Here is a 21,164-nt window from a genome sequence, read left to right on the forward strand (position 1 = left end):
GATTGTTGGCGGTCACCGGCCCAGATAGACGTCGATGACCTGCTTGTTGGCGCTCACCGTGTCGAGCGAGCCTTCGGCCAGCACCGAGCCCTCGTGCAGCACCGTGACCTTCACGCCCAGTTCACGGACGAAGACCATGTCGTGCTCCACGACGATCACCGAATGCTTGCCGGCGATGTCCTTCAGCAGATGGGCGGTCTGTTCCGTCTCCGCGTCGGTCATGCCGGCCACCGGCTCGTCGACCAGCAGCAGCTTCGGGTCCTGGGCCAGCAGCATGCCGATCTCCAGCCACTGCTTCTCGCCGTGCGACAGGCTGCCCGCCGGGCGGTCGCGCCGCGGCGACAGGCGGGTGATGTCGAGAATCTCCTCGATCCGCGCCCGGTCCTCCCGCGTCGCCGAGTAGGTCAGCGTCTTCAGCGGGCGGCGCGGCGCCTTCAGCGACAGTTCCAGATTGTCCCAGACCGTGTGCATCTCGAACACGGTGGGGCGCTGGAACTTGCGGCCGATGCCCAGGTTGGCGATGGCCGGCTCGCGCAGGCTCGTCAGGTCGGTGCGGCCCTCGAACAGGATGGTGCCGGTGTCGGGTCGGGTCTTGCCGGTGATGACGTCCATCATGGTCGTCTTGCCGGCGCCGTTCGGCCCGATGATCGCCCGCATCTCGCCCGGCTCGATGACCAGCGACAGGCTGTTCAGCGCCCGGAACCCGTCGAAGCTGACCGACACGCCGTCCAGATACAGCAGGGTGTCCTCGGTGCTCATCTCTCTCAGACTCCCTTCTGGTCCGCCGGCTTGGCGGTGACCGTGGCGCGCGCCGGCAGCCGGTCGCGAAGCTGCGCCGCCAGACCGAGGATGCCCTTGGGCAGGAACAGAGTGACCAGGACGAACAGGCCGCCCAACGCGAACAGCCACAGCTCCGGCAGCGCCGCCGTGAAGTAGCTCTTGCCGAAATTCACCAGCACCGCGCCCAGCACCGGCCCGGCCAGCGTGCCGCGCCCGCCGACGGCGACCCAGATCACCGCCTCGATGCTGCTGGCGGGGGAGAATTCCGACGGGTTGATGATGCCCACCTGCGGCACGTAGAGCGCGCCCGCCACGCCGGCCATGCAGGCCGACAGCGTCCAGGCGAACAGCTTGTAGCGGTCGGTCTCGTAGCCCAGGAAGCGGACCCGGCTCTCGGCGTCGCGCACGGCGATCAGCACCTTGCCCAGCTTGGACGCCACCACGGCCGAGGCCAGGATGTAGCCGGCCGCCAGCGCCACCACCGTCGCCACGAACAGCCCGACGCGGGTCGAGGCGGACTGGATGTCGAAGCCCAGGATCTCCTTGAAGTCGGTCAGCCCGTTGTTGCCGCCGAAGCCCATGTCGTTGCGGAAGAAGGCCAGCATCAGCGCGAAGGTGAGCGCCTGCGTGATGATCGACAGATAGACGCCGGTGACGCGCGAACGGAAGGCGAACCAGCCGAAGGCGAAGGCGAGCAGGCCCGGCACCAGCATCACCATGATCGCGGCGAACCAGAACTGGTCGAAGCCGTGCCAGTACCAGGGCAGCTCCGTCCAGTTCAGGAAGACCATGAAGTCCGGCAGGTCGGCGTTGCCGTACATGCCGCGCGAGCCGATCTGCCGCATCAGATACATGCCCATGGCGTAGCCGCCGAGCGTGAAGAAGGCGGCGTGCCCCAGCGACAGGATGCCGACGAAGCCCCAGACGAGGTCGAGCGACAGCGCCAGCAGGGCGAAGCACAGATACTTGCCGAGCAGCGCCACCGTGTGGGTGGAGAGGTGCCAGGGCGAATCCGGGGCCGTGCCCAGCGCCATGACCGGCACCGCCACGGCCAGCACCGCCAGGACGGTCAGCAGCACGCCGGCCTTCTTGTCCAGGCCCATCAGGAAGAAACGGGTCAGCATCGGATCAGGCCTCCACCGCCCGGCCCTTCAGCGCGAACAGGCCGCGCGGACGCCGTTGGATGAACAGGATGATGAAGATCAGCACCAGGATCTTGCCCAGCACCGCGCCCGCGTAGGGCTCCAGGAACTTGTTGACGCCGCCGAGCGCCAGCGCGCCGACCAGCGTTCCCCACAGGTTGCCCACCCCGCCGAACACCACGACCATGAAACTGTCGATGATGTAGCCCTGGCCCAGGTTGGGGCTGACGTTGTCGATCTGGCTCAGCGCCACGCCGGCCAGCCCGGCGATGCCGGAGCCGAGCCCGAAGGTCAGCGCGTCCACCCGCGCGGTGCGGATGCCCATGGCGTTGGCCATGCTGCGGTTCTGGGTGACGGCGCGGATGCTCAGCCCGAACCACGTCTTGCGCAGCGCCACCAGAAGCGCGCCGAAGACCAGGAAGGCGAAGACGACGATCCACAGCCGCCCGTAGGTGATGGTCAGCCCGCCCAGCTCGAAGGCGCCGGACATCCAGGACGGGGCGCCGACCTCGCGGTTGGTCGGTCCGAAGATGGAGCGCACCGCCTGCTGGAGCGCCAGCGACAGGCCCCAGGTCGCCAGCAGCGTTTCGAGCGGGCGCCCGTAGAGCCAGCGGATCACGCTGCGCTCGATGGCGACGCCGACCGCGCCGGAGACCAGGAAGGCGACGGGAAGCGCCACCAGGATGGAGAAGTCGAACAGGCCCGGCGCCCACTGGCGGAAGGCCTCCTGCACCAGGAAGGTGGCATAGGCGCCGATCATCACCATCTCGCCGTGCGCCATGTTGATCACGCCCATAACGCCGAAGGTGACGGCCAGCCCGATCGCCGCCAGCAGCAGCACCGAGCCGAGCGACAGGCCGTACCACAGGTTCTGGGCGGCGCCCCACAGAGCGAGCCGCTGCTCGACGGACGCGATGGCCTTCGTCGCGGCGTCCTTCACCGCGTCGCTTCCAGTGTTGGCAGCGCCGTTCAGCAGGGCCCGCGCGTCCTGGTCGCCGCGCTCCTGAAGCACCGCGACGGCGGCGATCTTGTCGGCGTCGGGCGCCTCCCCGGCCAGCAGGACGGAGGCCCGCGCCTGGGTCATCGCGCGACGGACGCGCTCGTCGGTTTCCTTGGACAGCGCCGTGTTCAGCGCGTCCAGCGCGCTGGCGTCGCGGCTCTTGAACACCGCCTCGGCGGCCTGCCGGCGCGTGTTGGCGTCGGGGCTCATCAGGGTGAGCGCGCCGAGAGTCGCGCTGATCGTGCGGCGCAGGGCGTTGTTGATGCGGATCTTCTCGACCGCGTTGCGGTCCGCCTCGCCCAGCGCGGCGCCGGTCAACGGGTCGGTCAGGGCGTAACCATTGCCGGCGCGCTTGGCGACGACCACGGCGCCGTCCGCCTTGCGGACGTGCAGGTCGCCGGCCTGGAGGGCCTCGATCACCGGCACGACGGCGGGATCGCCCGTCTCGGCCAGCCCGGCGATGGCCTTTTCGGTCTCGGCGTAACTGCCGGCGCCCAGGCCGCGGACCAGCGGTGCCAGATCGGCGGCGAAGGCGGATGGTGCGGCCAGCGCCAGAAACGCGGCCAGCAGCCAGCAGAATGCGCGGTGCATCGCGGTTCCTGTGATGTGTCGGAAGTCGTTGGGGGCGTTTTTGAGTGGGAAGGGGCTGCCCCCACCCTTCCCGCTTCGCGGGCCCCTTCCCTCCCCCGCTTCGCAGGAGAGGGAGCCATAGTCCCCTCCCCCGCCCAGCGGGGGAGGGTTAGGGAGGGGGCATCACGCAGCCAGTCACCAGGAGGCGTTCAAACGGTCCTCACGACCCCTTGCCACCGCACTTGCCGGTCTTCACGTTGAAGTTGCCGCAGGACATCGGGGCGCGCCAATCGGAGATCAGGTCCTTGCTGTCCGGCAGGAAGTCCGACCACTCGTCGCCGGCCACGAGGCCCGGCGTCTTGGAGACGGTCTCGAACTGGCCGTTCTCCTGCACCTCGCCGATCAGCACCGGCTTGGTGATGTGGTGGTTCGGCAGCATGGCCGAGTAGCCGCCGGTCAGGTTCGGCACGGCGACGCCGACGAGGCTGTCGATCACCGCGTTGCTGTCGGTGGTGCCGGCCTTCTCGACCGCCTTCACCCACATGTTGAAGCCGATGTAGTGGGCCTCCATCGGGTCGTTGGTGACGCGCTTGTCGTTCTTGGTGTAGGCCTGCCACTTCTTGATGAAGTCGCCGTTCTCCGGCGTATCCACCGACATGAAGTAGTTCCAGGCGGCGAGATGGCCGACCAGCGGCTTGGTGTCGATGCCGGCCAGTTCCTCCTCACCCACGGAGAAGGCGACGACCGGGATGTCCTGCGCCTTGACGCCCTGGTTGCCCAGCTCCTTGTAGAAGGGGACGTTGGCGTCGCCGTTGATGGTCGAGACGACGGCGGTCTTCTTGCCGGCGGAACCGAACTTCTTGATATCGGCGACGATGTTCTGCCAGTCGGCATGGCCGAACGGCGTGTAGTTGATCATGATGTCCTCGGACTTCACGCCCTTGGACTTCAGGTAGGTCTCCAGGATCTTGTTGGTCGTGCGCGGGTAGACGTAGTCGGTGCCGGCCAGCACCCAGCGCTGCACGCCTTCCTTTTCCGCCAGATAGTCGACGGCGGGGATCGCCTGCTGGTTCGGGGCGGCGCCGGTGTAGAAGACGTTGCGCGAGGACTCCTCGCCCTCATACTGCACCGGGTAGAACAGGATGCTGTTCAGCTCCTCGAACACCGGCAGGACGGACTTGCGGCTGACCGAGGTCCAGCAGCCGAACACCGCGGCCACCTTGTCCTTGCTGACCAGCTCGCGCGCCTTCTCGGCGAACAGGGGCCAGTTGGAGGCGGGATCGACGACGACCGGCTCCAGCTTCTTGCCGAGAACGCCGCCCTTCTTGTTCTGCTCTTCGATGAGCATCAGCATGACGTCCTTCAGCGTGGTCTCGCTGATCGCCATGGTGCCCGACAGGGAATGGAGGATGCCGACCTTGATGGTGTCCTGGGCCGACGCCGGGGCGGCGAAGCCCGCGGCGAACGTGACGGCAAGACCCGCGGCCGCCGCAAGGGTGCGACCGGTCTTGAAGCCCGACTGGAACCCCGTCTTCAACATTGTGAATACCCCCCGTTCTTTGGTCTGGCGCCCGCCTCAGGCGCCCGGAGGTATCCTTCGCAAATGTGATGCCACGACACGTCGGCAGGAGAGCCGTTCAAGGAATCCGCAGCGATTTGCAGCCCAGTATTCGCTTACGAATTATGCATGCCTGCCTTTTTATGATCGAATTTTACTCACTTCCGCCGAAATGGCTGATTTTTAGGCAGCCGCTCACACCGAAGACCGATGCCGTTCGACACAGACCGACAGCACCTCATCCAAAGGTCGTGCCCACCAGCGGCGCGAGAATATTTCGACCTCGGAATAGCCTTGGAATCCAACGGCTTCCACCCAACCACGGATCATTGGTATATCAATCATTCCGTCGCCCATCATGCCCCGGTCCTCCAGCAGGTCGGCGGTCGGCACCAGCCAATCGCACACATGGAAGGCACACAGGCGATTCCGGCCCGCCCGGCGGATCTGCGCCTCCAGTTCCGGGTCCCACCAGACATGGTAGACGTCCAACGCCACGCCCAGCGCGCCGGTTCCCTGCGGGTCCAGCCGGTCGCAGAGGTCGAGCGCGTGGCGCATCGTGTTCACGCAGGCGCGATCGGCGGCGTACATCGGGTGCAGCGGCTCGATGGCGAGCGGCATCCCGGCGGCGCGGGCGTGCTCCAGCAGTTCGGCGATGCCGTCCTCCACCTGGGCGCGGGCCATGGCGATGTCCTTGGACGGCGGGGAGCCGGGGCGGGAGAATTGCGGCAGCCCGCCGACGACCAGCACGAGGCAGGGGGCACCCAGCGCCACCGCCTCGTCCACCGCGCGGCGGTTGTCGTCGCGCACCTCGGCCCGGCGGTCGGGATCGGCAGGGAACATGCCGCCGCGGCAGTAGCCGGACAGTTCCAGCCCCAGCTCCTTCACGGCCCGCACGGCGCGGTCCAGCCCCACCGCGGCCACCTGATCCCGCCAGGGGGAGACGGCGCGGATGCCGTGGCGGGCGCAGGCGTCGAAGATCTGCAGAAGGTCGCCCTGCTTGCGCACCGTGGCCGTGTTGATGGACAGCCAGCGATGATCGCCGGAGAAGTCGCGCATGATCCTGGTCCTTATTGCGAAATCCCCTCTCCCGCCCCGGGAGAGGGTGCCCGCGACAGCGGGCGGGTGAGGGTCGTTCGAGGATCGACGCACTGATCCTTGGCGGCACCCTCACCCTTCCCGCGCACGGCGCGGGCCCCTTCCCTCTCCCGGGACGGGAGAGGGAGTTATCCTCACACCGCCTCGATGCCGCGGACGGCCAGGACGTCGGCCATGCGCCACACCGCCTCCTCCGGGTCGCGCAGCAGCCCGGCCTTGTCGGCCAGCCGGAAGATCTCGGCCAGATGCTGGGTGGAGCGCGTGCCCTCCTGCCCGCCGATCATCGTGAAATGGTCCTGGTGGCCGTTCAGGTAGGCCATGAAGACCACCCCGGTCTTGTAGAAGCGGGTCGGCGCCTTGAAGATGTGGCGGGACAGCGGGACGGTCGGCTCCAGAATCTCGTGGAAGCGCCCCTCCTCGCCCGCCGCCAGCTCGGCCAAGGCCGCCGCCGCCGCCGGGGCGATGGCGTCGAAGATGCCCAGCAGCGCGTCGGAATGGCCTTCCCCGTCGCCGGCGATCAGCTCCGCGTAGTTGAAGTCGTCGCCGGTGTACATGCGCACGCCAGGGGCCAGCCGGCGGCGCATGACGATCTCCTTGTCCTTGTCGAGCAGGGAGATCTTCACCCCGTCGACCTTGGCCGCGAAGTCGTTGATGATGCCAACCGCCGTGTCGAGGGCCACCGGGAAGTCGTTGGTTCCCCAGTAACCGGCCAGCGCCGGGTCGAACATGTCGCCCAGCCAGTGGATGATCACCGGGCTGCGCACCTGGGAGAGGATGCGGCTGTAAACCCGGACATAGTCGTCCGGCCCTTTGGCCACGCGGGCGAGCGCGCGCGACGCCATCAGGATCACCCGCCCGCCAAGGTCCTCGACCGCGGCGACCTGCGTCTCATAAGCGCGGATCACGTCGTCGAGGGAGCGGGCGTCCTCCGGCGCCAGATGGTCGGTGCCGGCCCCGCAGGCGATCAGCGCGTTGCCGCGCGCCTTCGCCGCGGTCAGGGAGCGCCGGATCAGCTCCAGCGAGGCGTTCCAGTCCAGCCCCATGCCGCGCTGCGCGGTGTCCATCGCCTCGGCCACGCCGAAGCCCAGGTCCCACAGATGCTCGCGGAAGGCGATGGTGCGGTCCCAGTCGATGGCCGGGGTCAGCCAGGGGTCGTTGTCGGCCAGCGGGTCGGCCACCATGTGCGCGGCGGCGTAGGCCACGCGGTTCAAGGGCCGGTCGGTGCGGGCGGGGAAGCCCCGCGCGGGGGCCACCTCGTAAGCCTCCAATGACCGGTCGGCGCGCGGCAGCTTGATGGTCAGTGCCATAGTGCGAACTCCGGTCAGGCGGTCAGCGAGGGAACGTCGACCCAGCGGCGCTCCTTCCAGCTCTTCAGCGCGGCCTCGACGAGCTGCACCCCCTTGGCGCCCTCGATCAGGCCGTGGTCAAAGGGGGCGTCCTCGACGACGTGGCGGATGAAGGATTCCCACTGCGTCTTGAAGCCGTTGTCGGTCGGCTGGTTGTCGGGCACCGGCTGCCACGTCGCGTAGAAGTCCATGGTCTGCTTCTGGTCCGGGTTCCACACCGGGCGCGGCGTGCCCTGGCGCGGCTGGATCACGCAGTCGCTCAAGCCCGCGACGGCCGAGCCGTGGGTGCCGTCCACCTGGAAGGTCACCAGATCGTCGCGGTACACCCGCGTCGCCCAGGAGGAGTTGATGTGGGCGATGACTCCGCCCTCCAGCTCGAAGGTGGCGTAGGCCGCGTCGTCGGCGGTGGCCTGATAGCGCTTGCCCTGCTCGTCCCAGCGCTCCGGGATGTGGATGGCGCCGAGGCAGGAGACGCTCTTGACCTGACCGAACAGGTTGTCGAGCACGTAGCGCCAGTGGCAGACCATGTCGAGGATGATGCCGCCGCCGTCCTCCTCCCGGTAGTTCCAGGAGGGGCGCTGCGCCGGCTGCCAGTCGCCCTCGAACACCCAATAGCCGAACTCGCCGCGCACCGAGAGGATCTTCCCGAAGAAGCCGCTGTCGCGCAGCATCTTCAGCTTCTGCAGGCCGGGCAGGAACAGCTTGTCCTGAACGGTGCCGTTCTTCACCCCGGCCTCCTCGGCCAGCCGGACGACGCGCAGCGCCTCCTCCAGGTTGGTGGCGATGGGCTTCTCGCAATAGACGTGCTTGCCGGCGCGGATTGCCGCCTCCAGCAGCGTGGGCCGCATCTGGGTGGTGCCGGCGTCGAAGAAGATCGTGTCGTCGGGGTTCGCCAGGGCCGCGTCCAGATTGTCGGTCCAGCGCTCCACGCCGTGGCGCTGGGCCAGCTCGCGGATCTTCTCGGCGTTACGCCCGACCAGGATGGGGTCCGGCATGACGCGGGACCCGTCGGACAGCGTGACGCCGCCTTGCGCCCGGATGGCGAGGATCGACCGGATCAGATGCTGGTTCATGCCCATGCGGCCGGTCACGCCATGCATGATGATACCAAGGCGCTTCGTGCTCATGTCGGGGACTCCCTAGGGGATTATTCGTTCTGCAGAGGGGACAGGCGGTCCCACCGGGGCTGCGCCGCGCTGGCGAAGCCGGGGACGGCCAGGGTTTCGGTCGGCAGGCTGCCGCCCGCCGTGGCGAGGCGGACGGTGCCGTCCCGCCGGGTGTAGAAGCCGGGATGCGCGTCGAGGAAGGCGTCGGCCTCCGGCGCTCCGTCAAAGCCATTTCCGTACTGGTGGCCGTTGCGCTCCGCGTCGGCGATGCCGAGCAGCGCGACCAGCGCCGTGTCCTGCTGCACCGCCAGCCCGGCCTGACAGGTCAGGTCCTCCGCGGCGACGAAGTGCGGCGCGCCCCAGGCGGCGCAGCGCGCCCGGTTCAGGACGGCCTTGTAGAGACCCTTGCAGGACTTGGACGACACGCCGCGGTAGCCGGCGGCGCGGGCGCGCGGGAAGGCGTCGTAGCCGTCGTCGGACTCGTCGATGATGAAGGGGATGCGCTCCGCCACCGCGCCCAGTGGCGCGCCGAGCGCGCGCTCCCGCGCCACCGGCTGTTCGATGTAGAGCAGGCGTCCGCGGAAGCCGGCCAGCGCCGGCTCGCGCTCCAGCCCATCCATGAAAGCGGCGAGGGCCGCCGCGTCCGCGTATTGTTCGTTGCCGTCCAGCGTGGCGCGGTAGTCGCCCGCCGCCGTGTCGAGCACGCCGGCGATTTCGGCTAGGCGCGCGAGGTCGGCGGACGGATCGCCGGCCAGCTTGATCTTGAAGCGGCTCAGCCGCTCCCGCGCCAGCAGGTCGCGCAGGGCCACCGGCTCGTCGAGCAGCCCGACCGTGTGGCGGAGCGCCACGGACGGCCGCGGCTCCAGCCCGGCGAGGAAGCCATCCAGGTCGAAGCCCGCCAGATCCGGAGTCAGCCGCGCGTCGATCCCGGCGCGGTTCGTCCGCATGCCGGTGACAAAATCCGTATTCAGAACCCGCAGCAGCCCGTCCAGCACCGCCTTGTCGATCAGCGCCGGCCCGTAGGCGGCGGTCAGGTCGGGCAGCCCGGCGGCGCGGCAGGCCGCCCGCTGGATTTCATAAGCCGCCGCGTGGTGCCCGAAGGCGGTGTCGGCACGGTCCGTCGCGTAGGCGTCGCGGGCGAGGCGCAGGGAGCGGCGCAGACCGTCCACCGTCTCGTCCGGGCTGCGGTCCGGGCGTTTGTCGAACCACTTCGGCATCATCATCTCGGCGGTGCCGCCCCACGCCTCGCCGACGCCGTCCACATGGACCAGGGCACGGACGAAGGCCTGGGGGGCCGCCTCCACCGTCACGCTGCCGAAGCGGAAGGGCTTCACGAAGCGGACGGGGCGTTCATAGAGGTCGATGGCGCGGATGGTGAGGAGGGGTGCATTGCCCCCACCCTTCCCGCTTCGCGGGCCCCTTCCCTCCCCCGCTTCGCGGGAGAGGGACCAATCCCCTCCCCCGCCCAGCGGGGGAGGGTCAGGGTGGGGGAAATCCTTCGCCATCACCACACGCCCCCTCAGTCCAGATGCCCTTGGGCGTTGAAATGCGCCCGGATGCGCTGGGTCAGCTCGATGAAGACCGGGTGGCCCATGACATCCAGCGAGCGCGGGCGGGGCAGCGGCACCTCGTAGGTCGCGGCGATGGCGCCGGGACGCTCCGACATCACCATCACCCGGTCGGCCAGGAACACCGCCTCGGGGATCGAGTGGGTGATCAGCAGCACCGTCTTGCCCGTCTCGTGCTGGATGCGCTGCAGCTCAACGTTCATCTTCTCCCGCGTCATGGCGTCGAGCGCGCCGAACGGCTCGTCCATCAGCAGGATCTTCGGGTCGTGGACCAGCGCCCGGCACAGCGAGGCGCGCTGCTGCATGCCGCCGGAGAGCTGCCAGGGGTACTTGTTCTCGAACCCCTCCAGCCCGGTCATGCGGATCAGCGCGCGGGCGCGCTCCAGGTACTTGTCGCGCGGCAGGCCGCGGACCTCCACCGGCATCATGATGTTGCGCAGCACCGTCCGCCAGGCGAGCAGCACCGGGCTCTGGAACACGATGCCCACGTCGTCGTGCGGCTCGGTCACCGTGGTGCCTTCGATGGTGATGGCGCCCTCGCTGACCGGCAGCAGGCCGGCGACCAGCTTCAGCAGCGTGGACTTGCCGCAGCCGGACGGGCCGACCACCACCAGGAACTCGCCGTCCCGCACGTCGAAGGTGATCGGGCGCAGGGACGGCACCTCCCCGTCGCGGGTGCGGTAGGTCTTGGTCACGCCGTCGATCTGGATCAGGGTCTTCTGCGACAGGCGGGCCGTTTCGGCAGATCCGACGACTTTCAACTGGGGCTGAGCCATGTCCCTGCTCTCCTGTCCGTTCGGCCTCACTGGCCCGCCGCGGCGGGATCGGGGAGGAAGTCGCGGGTGTAGAAGGCCTTCGGGTTCTTCTTCGCCGCGGCGTCCAGGCCGCCGTACTCGACCAGCAGGTCCACGGTCTCGGCCATGTTGGCGTCGGTGACGCGGAAGGGCCGCTGCCCCTTGGTCTCCGCCGTGCGGTAGAGCGGCGTGGTCAGCTCGAAGCCCTCCAGCAGGGTGGCTTCCTGGCCGCCCTTGGGGTTGGCCTTGAGGATGGCGGCCACCGCTTCCTTCGGGTTCTTCTCCGCCCCTTCGACCGCCTTGGTCGTGGCGGCCATGAAGCGCTTCACGAGGTCCGGCTTGTCCTTCAGCGTCTCGGTATGGGCGATGATGCCGGAGGAGACCATGTTGACGCCGTAGTCGGCGAAGCGGATCGGCGTCACCGACTTGCCGGTGGCGTCCTTGATCTTCATGCTCTGGTCCATGACGTAGCCCAGCAGCAGGTCCGCCTGCCCGTTGATGACGGCGTTCAGCTTGGTCTGGGCATCGCCCGACACGACGCGGAAGTCGCTGTCCTTGAGGCCGGTCTTCTTCAGGAACAGCGGCCAGATCTGGGACATGCTGTCGCCCGGCGTCATGGCGACGGTCTTGCCCTTGATGTCCTCGGGCTTGCGGATGTTCTTGTCGGTGAAGCCCATGGCCGACATCGGGCTGGTCTGGAGCAGCACGCCGGGCGAGGTGACCGGGGCGCCCTTCACCGCCGCCTTCATCATGGTCGGCACGTCGACGTAGCCGAAATCGACGGTCTTCGCGGCCACCGCCTGGGTCGTCACCGCCGACCCGCGGCCCTCCTGGATTTCCAGGTCGATGCCCTCGGCCTCGTACAGGCCTTTGTCCTTGCCGTAGTAGAAGGGCGCGTGCTCGCCATACACGTACCAGTTCAGCATCAGCACGACCTTGTCCGCGGCCTGGGCCGGAAGCGTCGTGGCGGTGAGGGCGCAGAGCGCCGCGAAGAGCGTCCGTTTCATCTCGTCTCCTCCCGAAGTGTGTCCGGCGTCGCTGTTGGTTTTGTTGTCGGCGTTACGACGTCGGGATGTAGTTGTGGCGTTGGCTCGCGTGCCAGGGGATGGCGAGCCGCTCGATCACGTCGATGACCCAGAAAAGCACCACCCCGATCAACGCCAGCACCACCAGGGCCGCGAACATCAGGGGAAGTTCGAAATTGCCGATGGAGCGCTGCAGGACGAAGCCGATGCCGGAATTCGCCCCCACGAACTCGCCCACCACGGCGCCCACCACGGCCAGCGTGATCGACACCTTCAGGCCGGCGAAGATGGCCGGCAGGGCGTGCGGCAGGCTGACCATGCGGAAGGTCTGAAGGCGCGTCGCCTTCATGGACTTGGCGAGGTCCATCATGTCGCCGTCCACTGACTTGAAGCCCTGCACCGCCGACACGACAATGGGGAAGAAAGCCAGCAGGAAGGCGGAAATCACCTTGGGCAGCAGCCCGAAGCCGAACCACACCACGAACAGCGGCGCGATGGCGACCTTCGGGATCGACTGCGAAAAGACCAGCAGCGGGTAGACGTAGGATTCCACCGTCTTCGACCCGGCGATCAGCATGGCGATGGGAATGCCGAACAGCACCGACAGGGTGAAGCCGCCCAAGGTCGCCAGCGTGGTCGGCACCGACGCCGCCAGGAGCTGGTCCCAATCCGCGGCGAGCGCCAAGGCCACGTCACCCGGTTTCGGTATCAGATAGGGCGGGATCGCGAAGATCCGCACCGACAGGTCCCACAGGACGGTCAGGACCACCAGGAACAGCACCGGCCGGAACCAGCCGGAATTGAGCAGACGCAGCAGCGTGGCACCCGCCCCGCCCCGTCGCGCCGCCGTTCCCGAAGCGGGACCGCCACGGGATGCATTCCCGTGAGCCGCCGCATCGACAGCCATCGCTCCTCCTCCCCGGTCGTTGCGGCGCCGAAGTGAGGCGCTCTTTTAACCGGCTGGTTAAAAGTAAGCCCGGCGCGGCAAAGCGGTCAACCCTGCCAAAGAGGTAGGACGGATGGTCAGGTATGCGGATTATTCATGGTGAAACCACCGGCCTGAAAGCACCAGCGGCTTCACGCCCGCAGCGACGACAGGATCAGCTCCACCATATGGTCCAGCCGCTCCGCCTTGGCTTCCTCGGCCAGCAGGTCGCGGCCGAAGATGACCGACAGGGTGTGGACGTTGGACAGGTAGAAGTAGGACTGCCCGGCGATGGAGATGTAGAGCTGCACCGGGTCCACCCCCGCCCGGAAGATTCCGGTGGCGACGCCGCGCGCCAGCACGTCGGCGATCATCTGCACGAAGGGCGAATGCATGGCGTGGACCTTGTCGGAGGTCTTCAGCAACTCCGCCCGGTGCAGGTTCTCGATGTTCAGCAGCGCCATGAACTCGGGATGGTCGAGGAAATACTGCCAAGTGAAGTGGATCAGCCGTGCGATGGCGGCGGGCGGGTCCAGCGTCTCCAGACTCAGCGTGCGTTCGGTGGCGCGGATGTGCGCGTAGGCGCCTTCCAGCACCGCCAGATACAGGCTCTCCTTGTTGCCGACATGGTAGTAGAGCATGCGCTTGTTGGTGCCGGCGACCTCGGCGATCCGCTCCACGCGGGCGCCGCCCAGCCCATAGCGCGCGAACTCCTCCGTCGCGGCGGCGAGGATGCGCGCGCGGGTGCCCTCCGGGTCGCGGGTGACCTTCGCGGGCTTGGCCGGCTTGGCTGTGGAAGCGGTCTTCTTCGGGTCGGTCAGCGTGTCCATCCAGGCCGGGTCCTCGCATGGCGCGGCCGGAGGGTGAGCCGCAATGCGTTCCAATGTGGAGCATATCAGCCGAAACGGAAAGACGCGTTCCCTCTCCCGCCCCGGGAGAGGGGCGTTACCGGCTCAGCAACGTCGCGCCGCGCCAGATGCCGGGCTGCATCGCGCCGGCGGCGTCGATGGCCGCTCCCGGACCGTCCTGGATGCCGCCGCGGAACTGTCCGACATGGCGGGTGCCGCCGCGCATCGACAACTCGCCCGGCCCCGCCGGAAGCCGGTCCACCACCACGCCGTTGAACCGCTCTCCGTTGGTGAAGGCCAGTTCACCATGGCCGTCCACGCGGCCCTGGCGGACCTCGCCCGCGTAGGAGTCACCGTTGGCGAAGCGGTAGACGCCCGGCCCGTTCGGAACGGCGCTCACGAAGGTTCCCTCGAAGCGGTCGCCGGAGGGGAAGCCGAGGACGCCGTAGCCGGACATCTGGTCGTCCTTCCACTCCCCCTCATAAACCTGCCCGTTGGCGAAGCGGTAAACGCCGACGCCGTTGCGGCTGATCGTGCCCTGAAGGGAGAAGTTGCCCAGCCCGCGGTTCCACGCCCCCTCATAGACGTCGCCGTTGGGGAAGCGGTGCACTCCGTAGCCCGAGTCCCCGCTGCGGGCCTGACCGGCGGCGCGGCGGGCGGCGGCCTGGGCCTCGCGCGCCTTCGCCTCCGCCCCGCGCCCGGCGGTGGCGGACCGGGCGGCGCGGGCGGCGGCGTTGCGGCCCGCCTGTACGGCGTCGCGGTAGGGCTCGGCCAGCCCGGCGGCGACCGGGTCCACGCCGGAGGTGGAACGCCCCCCGGCGCTTTCCCCACCACCCTCGGGAAGAGCGGCCAGCCGCGTCGGGCCGGTCGTTCCGGACAGCGCGCCGGCCACCGGATCGACGTCGTTGCGAACCACCGTGGGCGGCGGGTAGGCGCTGGGCGCCGCACCGCCCGCCGCACCGCCCATGGACACCGCCTCGCCTGACCGGCCCGCCAGCGTCCCGGTGGTGACATACCCCTCCTGCCCTGACGAATCCCGCACCAGCACCCAGCCGGAGTCGGGCGCCGCCTGGAGCAGCGTCACCCGCTGCCCCTGTTCCAGATCGCGCAGGCTGCGGGCGCCCAGCACCGGACGGGCGAACAGGTTGGCGTCGCGCGCCACCGTGTAGACGCCGGGCGTCAGGGCCGCCGGTGACTGGGGTTGCGGCGGCTGCTGGGCGGAGGCCACCGCCACCTCCTCGGGCTTGGCGAGGTTGCTGGCGAAGGCGAAGCCGGTCTTGCCGTCCTGCTCGACGCGCAGCCAGCCGCCGTTGCGCCGGGTCCGCCCGGTCACCGCCACCTCGGTGTCGTGGCGCAGCGTGCCGACGACCGCCGCCTTGGTGTCGGGACCGGCGCGCAGGTTGGTGTCGCGCGTCACCACCCGCTTCTCGTTCAGCGGGTCCACCTCGACCTCGGCGACCGCCGGGGCCGCCGGCCTCTCCTCCGGCCGCTGCGGCAGCGGCTTGGGTTCCACCAGCTTGGGTTCGGGGGCCGTCGCCTCCACGGCGGGCGGCGCCTCCTCCGTCCGGGCGACGATGGGAGAGGACGGCGCGCGCGGGCCGGGCACCAGCACGAGATCGGCGCCCAGCCGGTCCTGGAGCCAGGGGTGCTGCGTCCCGCGGGTGCGCCCGACGACGGTGCGGGCGACCTCGGCCAGCGCGTCGCGCAGCGGCACGCCGGGCTTCACCATCTCCTGCGCCAGGGCGGTGGAGAAAACGTCCGCCCCCTTGCCGGCCGCCGTCGCGGGCGGCGTGCCGGGCCGGTGCGAGTAGACGACGAACAGGTTGTCGAGCGCCGCCGGAGCCGCCAGCGCCGGCTTCACGGACCGCCCTTCTTCGCCCATCGCCGCCGCCAGCCGGTCGGCCAGCGGGTGGGCGGGCACCGGGTCGAACACGGCGACGGCTTTGCGCCCGCTGCGCTGGATCTCCTTCAGCGCGTAGTCCAGCTCGACGGTATCGAAGATCACGTCGTATTCGGAGCCGGGCTTGGCGTCAACCGGCACCAGGAAACCCTTGGCCGACAGGCTCAGCGCCACGCCGGAATAGTAAAGGAACCCCAGATCGGCCTGCCCCAGCGCGTCCTGGAACCGGCTCAGCGCCGCGACCATGCCGCGGTGGTCGAGGTTCTCGGCGGCCGTGACGGTGAAGCCGGCGCGGCGCAGCGCGTCGGCGACGACGGCCGCGTTGGCGCCAACCCCAACGGCTGGGCCGCCTTCCTGATACTGCGCGTTGCCGATCACCAGCGCGACGCGCTTGTCGTCGGCGAACGCCAGGGGGGCAAAGGCAACGTTCGCCGTCACCAGAACCAGCGCAACAGTCCAAACGGCGCTCCGGGGCCAGCGCAACACGTCGATACCCTCCACCTGATCTTGTCTTTGGCCACCCCTTTAGGGAGTCTCAGGCCGCGGCGGCTGTAACGAATTTGGTCGAAGCAACCGCCGGCCTCCCGTTTTCGGGCCGTCCGGCTCGCGGATCGCCGAACCTTGAACGGCCAAGTCTAGCGCATTGGCCCAACACCGATTTCTGCAATTTCGGGGGCGCCGCGGTCCCTTCCGCCGACGGTGCGTCCCACCAACGAACGCGAGCGGAGTCAGTTGAGGTCGCGGGCGACCCGCAACCCATCGGCGAAATAGCGCACGTCGGCGTCGTAGCCGATGCGGGCGGTGACGGCGATGGCGTCCTGCCCGTCCCGCCAGGAGCCACCGCGCAGCACCCGCTTGCGGCAGTCGCCCTCCGTCCAGGCGCTGCCGTCCGTCGGGGCGCCCTTGTAGCCGGGATTCCAGCAGTCGGCGGCCCACTCCGCCACGCCGCCGCTGGTGTCGTAGAGACCGAAGGCGTTGGGCTGGAAGCTGCCGACCGGCACCGGCAGGGAGCGGTCGGCGGCCCCGCCGCAGTCGCGGCAGTTGGCCAGCCGCGCCCCCGGCGTCAGGCTGTCCCCCCAGGCGAAGCGTGCCGCGCTGCCGCCGCGCGCCGCATACTCCCACTCGGCCTCGCTCGGCAGGCGGTAGCGCTGGCCGGTCTTGCGGCTCAGCCATTCCGTGTAGGCCAGCGCGTCCTCGACATGGATGTTGTGGACCGGTGTGTCGTCGGAGGGATTGCGCATCCGCGGCATGGCGGCGCAACCGCCGCCTTCCACGCAAGCCCGCCAGTTGGCGACCGTCACCTCGTAGACCCCGATGGCGAAGGGCCGGGCGAAGGTGACGCGGCGGGGTGGGCGCTGGCTGGCGTCGCCGCGCTCGCTGCCCATGACGAAGCTGCCGGCGGGAATGCGCATCATCGGCGGGCAGGCCGGGCAATCCTGGAAGCTGCTGCCGTTGCCCTGCGCCCGCCCCTGTGAGCCCCCCGGCTGGGCCGGTGCGGCGAGCGCCAGCCGCTGGCGGTCCTCCGGCCCGGCGGGACGCAGCGCGGGACCGCGGACGAAGCCCTGCACACCACCCTGAGTGCCGTCATCCAGGGCCACCCGGTACCAGTCGGCGTCGGCCACCCGGCCCAGCACCCGCACCGCGCCGTCCTTGGCGAGGGCGCCGACCCGCTCCGACCGCGCGTCCGGCCCGGCGCGCAGCTCCGCGTCGGCGACGGCCACATACATACCCTCTCCGGCGGTGTCGAGCTGGAGTTCCGGCGGCGGAGTCGCCTTGCCGCCGGGCGCTCCATTGCCCGCACCATTGCCAGACGACCCGCTGCTCCCCGCCCCTCCCGTTGGAGACGCCGCCGCGACCTTGGCCGACTCGGCGCGCAGCCGGTTCAGCCGGTCCCGCGCCGGGGCGGCGAAGGGACCGGTGCCGAACAGCCGCAGGAAGGCGTCGAGCGCGTCGGCGTCGCGGCTGTCGCGCACGCGGCGCCACAGCGACTCCTCCAGATCGGCCTGCGGCGGGGCGGCTCCGGCCTCCTCGACCTCCAGCAGCGTGCTCATCGTCGTGCGTCCGCCGCGCCCGTCCTCGACCAGCACGCTGAACACCCCGGCGCGGCCCGCCGGCGCCCGTTCCGGATCGAAGGTCAGGGCGGTCAGCCGCTCCGGAGCCAGCTTGTCGCCCGGCTTCAGCGGGGTGGTGCCGTCGTGGACCTTGCCGCGCTCCGGCACGGCGCTGACGGTGAAGGTCAGCGGGTCGCCGTCCGGGTCGGTCGGCACCTCCAGCCGCAGGCTGTTGACCACGGCGCGCACGCTGCGCTCGGCGACGGCGACCGGCGGGCGGTTGCTCGGCTTGATGAGGATCGGCACGGCACCCCGCGCCACCCCGCCGCGCCCGTCCATCACCGCGAACTCGAAGCTACCGGCGTCGCCGAGGTGGGTGGCATCGGCGCGAAAGGTCGCGGCGGTGAGCTGGTCGAGCGTCAGATAGTCGCCGATCAGCACCACCCGGTCGCCGATGCGCACCCCGCCGCCGCGCGGCAGGCCGGTCACCTGGGCGAAGAGCTGGTCGTTGTCGGGATCGCTGGGCCGCGCGATGCCCAGCCCCTCCGTCCCGCCGCGGTCGAACACCTCCAGCGTCTTGAAGGCGGCGAGCTGCGGCGGCCGGTTCTCCGGCAACGGGTTGAAGTAGAAGGGGGCGGCCCCGAGCGAGCCATAGAGGAAAGGCTCCTGCCGGCCCTGGGTGATCTGCATCACGTCATCGCGCACGCGGCGGAAGAACAGGCTCAGCTCCAGCCCCGGCACGTCGAAGTTCTTCAAGAGCGACGCGGTGTAGGGGCTGTGGTCGCCCTGCCCGTCCTCGGCCACCGCGTCGGCGCGGGTGGCCATGGCGACCAGCGTGTCGGTCGGCGTGTCGTCGATGCGGGCGAAGCCGGAATGCACCTCCGTCCGCTTGGTGCCGGACCGCACCAGCCGGTCGGCGAAGGGATTGTTGCGGCAGGCGTCCAGGATCAGGATGCCCAGCTTGCGCGCCTGGGCCAGCTCGCCCATCGGCAGGTTCAGCGGCAGCGCCTCGTAGACCAGATCGCGCTCGCGCTCCAGCCGCGCGTCGGCAGGGATCAGGAAATTGGTGCCGCCGACCTGCATGCCGTGCCCGGCGAAATAGAGCAGCGCCACATCGGCCTGCGCCGCCTGGATGCCGAAGCCACGCAACGCCTCGGCCATGCCGCGGTTGTCGAGGTCGTAGCGCTCCTCCACCGCGAAGCCCATCTTGCGCAAAGCCGCCGACATGGCGCGGGCGTCGTTGCGCGGGTTGGGCAGTTCGGTGGCGTGGCGGTAGGCGCCGACGCCGATGACCAGGGCGATGCGTTGCTCCGGCGCGGTGGCGGCCAGACCGGGCACGGCCCACGCCGCCACGGCCAGCAGCAGGCCGGCGGTCAGCGCCAGGACGAAGCGGCACGAAACGAAACGGCGAAGGCGTGCAGCCATGGGCACCCCATGCCATGGTCACCGGACGGCGGAGCGAGGACGCCCCCACATTCCAATCCATGCAGTATTTGGCCGCGCCCCCAGGAACAAGAGGACAAAACCGGCTAAGGGCTCACCACAGGCGGGGGTATGGTCCCCCGCAAGAAAGACGGAGCCTGCGGCGGGCGGTGCGGCGAATGCGCGTTCCGGGGCGATCCGGGGCGATCCGGGGCGATGTTGTGCTTTCCCTTTGCCCGAAAGGTTTCTATATGACCCCTTCGACAACACAGGGATCATGCCATGCCGCCCGCCAAGCCGACGGTCGCCAAGATGACCGAAACCGAAATCGCCCGTGTGCAGAGCTATCTGCGCAAGACGCTCGGCAACGACAAGATCATCATCCAGCCGCCCGAGAAGGCCGGCCAGTCCGCGGAGGTCATGCTGGGCGACGAGTTCGTCGGCACCCTGCACCGCGACGTGGACGAGGGTGAGGTCTCCTACGCCCTGCACGTCGTCATCTTGGAAGAAGACCTGCCGGCAGCCCCGACGGCCCGTCGCTGAGTCACGCCCTTCCGGCGTCCTTCCAGCGCGGTCCTCTCCCGCCCCGCGGCGGGAGGGGCGCTTGCGCGCGCCGATAGAAATCTTGAGGGCTGATAGAAATCTTGAGGAATGTCAGCCCGGTCGGCTGTGGCGGCGCAGTTCCGCGGCCAGCCCGGCCATCAGCGTCTCGCCGCCCGACAGGGTAAGGCCGCGCACCAGGACCAGCGCCGGCAGATGGTTCCGGCGCAGCAGAAGCAGCCGGTAGCCGGCACGCCGCCGACGGCCCTTCCCCGGTTTTCCGTCCTCCTCCGCATCCACATCCCCGCCGGCCAGCGCCAGTTCCTTTTGGTGCTGCTGCAAGGTCATCGTCTGGATGCGTGCCACGAACAGCGGGCGTTTGCCCTGCGGCGGGTAGAGCGCCACCCCACGGATCGTGTCGTGGGGGACAAGCTGCCCATGGGCGGTCAATCCGTCCGGCGCCACGACCAGCCGCACGGCGCTGCGCCGCGCCGCCCGCAGCAGCGTGATCACCCACATCAGCAGAAGCGGCACCGCGCACAGGATTCCCAGCCAGCGCAGCATCGAGGCCGTCGGCTCCAGCGTCAGTTCGGCCACCACGACGAAACCGGCCAGCAGCAGGGCGGCGTAGAGCAGATGGGCGTAGCGCTGGGGCGGCACGCTGGACGGCGACGCCTCGAACACCGTCGCCTGCCCCTTGTCCTCGCGGGAGATCTCGACCTCGGGCATCCCGTCCGCATCCTCATCACGCCGCCACACACCGCCCTAATACCCTCGACGCGCCCAACATGCCAGAACAGCGGCGCCCAACCCGCCTGTCCAGCGATCCGGTCACCTGTCCAGTCTTCCAGACAGGTGCGATCCGGAGGCCCTCCCCGAAAGCAGGGAAAACCGGCTTTGGGAGCCCACCCAAGCGCTGGCATGGGCATTGCTTTCCTCTGCAACGAAGCGTCCCGTGGCCGCGTCGTTCCCTGTGGCCATGGCGGCGATTCCTCCAAAGCATCTGGCCGGCCGCACCGTCGTTTCCGCGACGGGTGCGACCGGCACTTTTTTGGCGGACGTCATTCCCCAGCGGGTGCTTCGGCCCCCTCGGTCGGGAAGTCGGCGGGAAGCGTGATCTCCAGCATCTCCAGATCGTCGGAATGCGCGATCTCCACATGCCGGATGCCCGGCGGCTGGTGCACGCAGGAGCCGGCCTGCAACAGCACCTCCCCCACGCCTTCGTAGGCGAACTTCACCCAGCCCTTCAGCACGTAGACCATCTGGAAATCCAGCGCGTGCCGGTGCCAGCCGCCGTGCGACGGCTCGCCGGGGCGGGCGCGGATGACGTGGGCGTTTGCCTTGCCCGCCGTGGCGGCGCGGATGCCCAGGTCGCGGTACTCGAAGAAGGGCCGCAGCCCGTCGCGCGTGAAGTCCGCCGGATCGGCGTGGCTGACCGCAAACGTCACCGAATCATTCGCAGGCGCGTCGTTCTTGGACATGCCGTTTCCT

The 21,164-nt window shown here is 69.4% G+C and carries 17 protein-coding genes; 1 reads left to right on the forward strand and 16 read right to left on the reverse strand.

Annotated elements, in window-relative coordinates; genetic code table 11:
* Nucleotides 1-12: 12 nt before the first annotated feature.
* The 14 genes from urtD to ACFPMG_RS09065 all read right to left on the reverse strand — a co-directional run bounded on the left by urtD (nucleotide 13) and on the right by ACFPMG_RS09065 (nucleotide 19,136).
* Nucleotides 13-759: an urea ABC transporter ATP-binding protein UrtD gene (urtD, locus tag ACFPMG_RS09000; protein WP_035675131.1), complete on the reverse strand. Its 747-nt coding sequence runs from the start codon at nucleotides 757-759 to the stop codon at nucleotides 13-15.
* Nucleotides 760-764: 5 nt separating this feature from the next.
* Nucleotides 765-1,904 carry an urea ABC transporter permease subunit UrtC gene (gene urtC, locus ACFPMG_RS09005; RefSeq protein ID WP_376994827.1) on the reverse strand — a complete coding sequence of 380 codons (1,140 nt, stop codon included), beginning with the start codon at nucleotides 1,902-1,904 and terminating at the stop codon, nucleotides 765-767.
* A gap of 4 nt (nucleotides 1,905-1,908) precedes the next feature.
* Nucleotides 1,909-3,513 carry an urea ABC transporter permease subunit UrtB gene (urtB, locus tag ACFPMG_RS09010; RefSeq protein ID WP_376994828.1) on the reverse strand — a complete coding sequence of 535 codons (1,605 nt, stop codon included), beginning with the start codon at nucleotides 3,511-3,513 and terminating at the stop codon, nucleotides 1,909-1,911.
* A 199-nt stretch (nucleotides 3,514-3,712) separates the two neighbouring features.
* Nucleotides 3,713-5,032: an urea ABC transporter substrate-binding protein gene (urtA, locus tag ACFPMG_RS09015; RefSeq protein WP_376994829.1), complete on the reverse strand. Its 1,320-nt coding sequence runs from the start codon at nucleotides 5,030-5,032 to the stop codon at nucleotides 3,713-3,715.
* Nucleotides 5,033-5,245: 213 nt separating this feature from the next.
* On the reverse strand, nucleotides 5,246-6,109 hold the full coding sequence (locus ACFPMG_RS09020) for a sugar phosphate isomerase/epimerase family protein (RefSeq protein WP_376994830.1): 864 nt from the start codon (nucleotides 6,107-6,109) through the stop codon (nucleotides 5,246-5,248).
* Nucleotides 6,110-6,282: 173 nt separating this feature from the next.
* Nucleotides 6,283-7,455 carry a dihydrodipicolinate synthase family protein gene (locus ACFPMG_RS09025; protein ID WP_376994831.1) on the reverse strand — a complete coding sequence of 391 codons (1,173 nt, stop codon included), beginning with the start codon at nucleotides 7,453-7,455 and terminating at the stop codon, nucleotides 6,283-6,285.
* A 14-nt stretch (nucleotides 7,456-7,469) separates the two neighbouring features.
* Entirely contained in the window at nucleotides 7,470-8,621 is a 1,152-nt protein-coding gene (locus tag ACFPMG_RS09030; RefSeq protein ID WP_038526728.1) for a Gfo/Idh/MocA family protein, read from the reverse strand.
* Nucleotides 8,622-8,641: 20 nt separating this feature from the next.
* Complete coding sequence (locus tag ACFPMG_RS09035) at nucleotides 8,642-9,934, reverse strand: hypothetical protein (protein WP_376994832.1); 1,293 nt, start codon at nucleotides 9,932-9,934, stop codon at nucleotides 8,642-8,644.
* Between the two features lie 185 nt (nucleotides 9,935-10,119).
* Entirely contained in the window at nucleotides 10,120-10,944 is an 825-nt protein-coding gene (locus ACFPMG_RS09040) for an ABC transporter ATP-binding protein (protein ID WP_014241100.1), read from the reverse strand.
* Nucleotides 10,945-10,970: 26 nt separating this feature from the next.
* A complete protein-coding gene (locus tag ACFPMG_RS09045) occupies nucleotides 10,971-11,969 on the reverse strand; it encodes an ABC transporter substrate-binding protein (RefSeq protein WP_035675146.1) in 999 nt (332 codons plus the stop codon).
* 52 nt (nucleotides 11,970-12,021) lie between these two features.
* Nucleotides 12,022-12,894: an ABC transporter permease gene (locus ACFPMG_RS09050; RefSeq protein WP_376994833.1), complete on the reverse strand. Its 873-nt coding sequence runs from the start codon at nucleotides 12,892-12,894 to the stop codon at nucleotides 12,022-12,024.
* 170 nt (nucleotides 12,895-13,064) lie between these two features.
* On the reverse strand, nucleotides 13,065-13,742 hold the full coding sequence (locus ACFPMG_RS09055; protein ID WP_376994834.1) for a TetR family transcriptional regulator: 678 nt from the start codon (nucleotides 13,740-13,742) through the stop codon (nucleotides 13,065-13,067).
* Between the two features lie 115 nt (nucleotides 13,743-13,857).
* On the reverse strand, nucleotides 13,858-16,146 hold the full coding sequence (locus ACFPMG_RS09060) for an SH3 domain-containing protein (protein WP_376994835.1): 2,289 nt from the start codon (nucleotides 16,144-16,146) through the stop codon (nucleotides 13,858-13,860).
* 242 nt (nucleotides 16,147-16,388) lie between these two features.
* Complete coding sequence (locus tag ACFPMG_RS09065; RefSeq protein WP_376994836.1) at nucleotides 16,389-19,136, reverse strand: SUMF1/EgtB/PvdO family nonheme iron enzyme; 2,748 nt, start codon at nucleotides 19,134-19,136, stop codon at nucleotides 16,389-16,391.
* Between the two features lie 279 nt (nucleotides 19,137-19,415).
* Between ACFPMG_RS09065 and ACFPMG_RS09070 the strand changes: the two genes are divergently transcribed.
* Complete coding sequence (locus tag ACFPMG_RS09070; protein ID WP_014241108.1) at nucleotides 19,416-19,676, forward strand: DUF3126 family protein; 261 nt, start codon at nucleotides 19,416-19,418, stop codon at nucleotides 19,674-19,676.
* Between the two features lie 111 nt (nucleotides 19,677-19,787).
* Here the strand turns inward: ACFPMG_RS09070 and ACFPMG_RS09075 are convergent, their stop codons facing one another.
* Both ACFPMG_RS09075 and ACFPMG_RS09080 read right to left on the reverse strand, forming a co-directional pair.
* Nucleotides 19,788-20,402, reverse strand: a complete 615-nt coding sequence (locus ACFPMG_RS09075) for a hypothetical protein (RefSeq protein ID WP_376994837.1) — start codon at nucleotides 20,400-20,402, stop codon at nucleotides 19,788-19,790.
* 332 nt (nucleotides 20,403-20,734) lie between these two features.
* Nucleotides 20,735-21,154 carry a cupin domain-containing protein gene (locus tag ACFPMG_RS09080; protein WP_376994839.1) on the reverse strand — a complete coding sequence of 140 codons (420 nt, stop codon included), beginning with the start codon at nucleotides 21,152-21,154 and terminating at the stop codon, nucleotides 20,735-20,737.
* Nucleotides 21,155-21,164 lie beyond the last annotated feature (10 nt).

Source organism: Azospirillum himalayense (assembly GCF_042657465.1).
Taxonomy (GTDB): Bacteria; Pseudomonadota; Alphaproteobacteria; order Azospirillales; family Azospirillaceae; genus Azospirillum; species Azospirillum himalayense.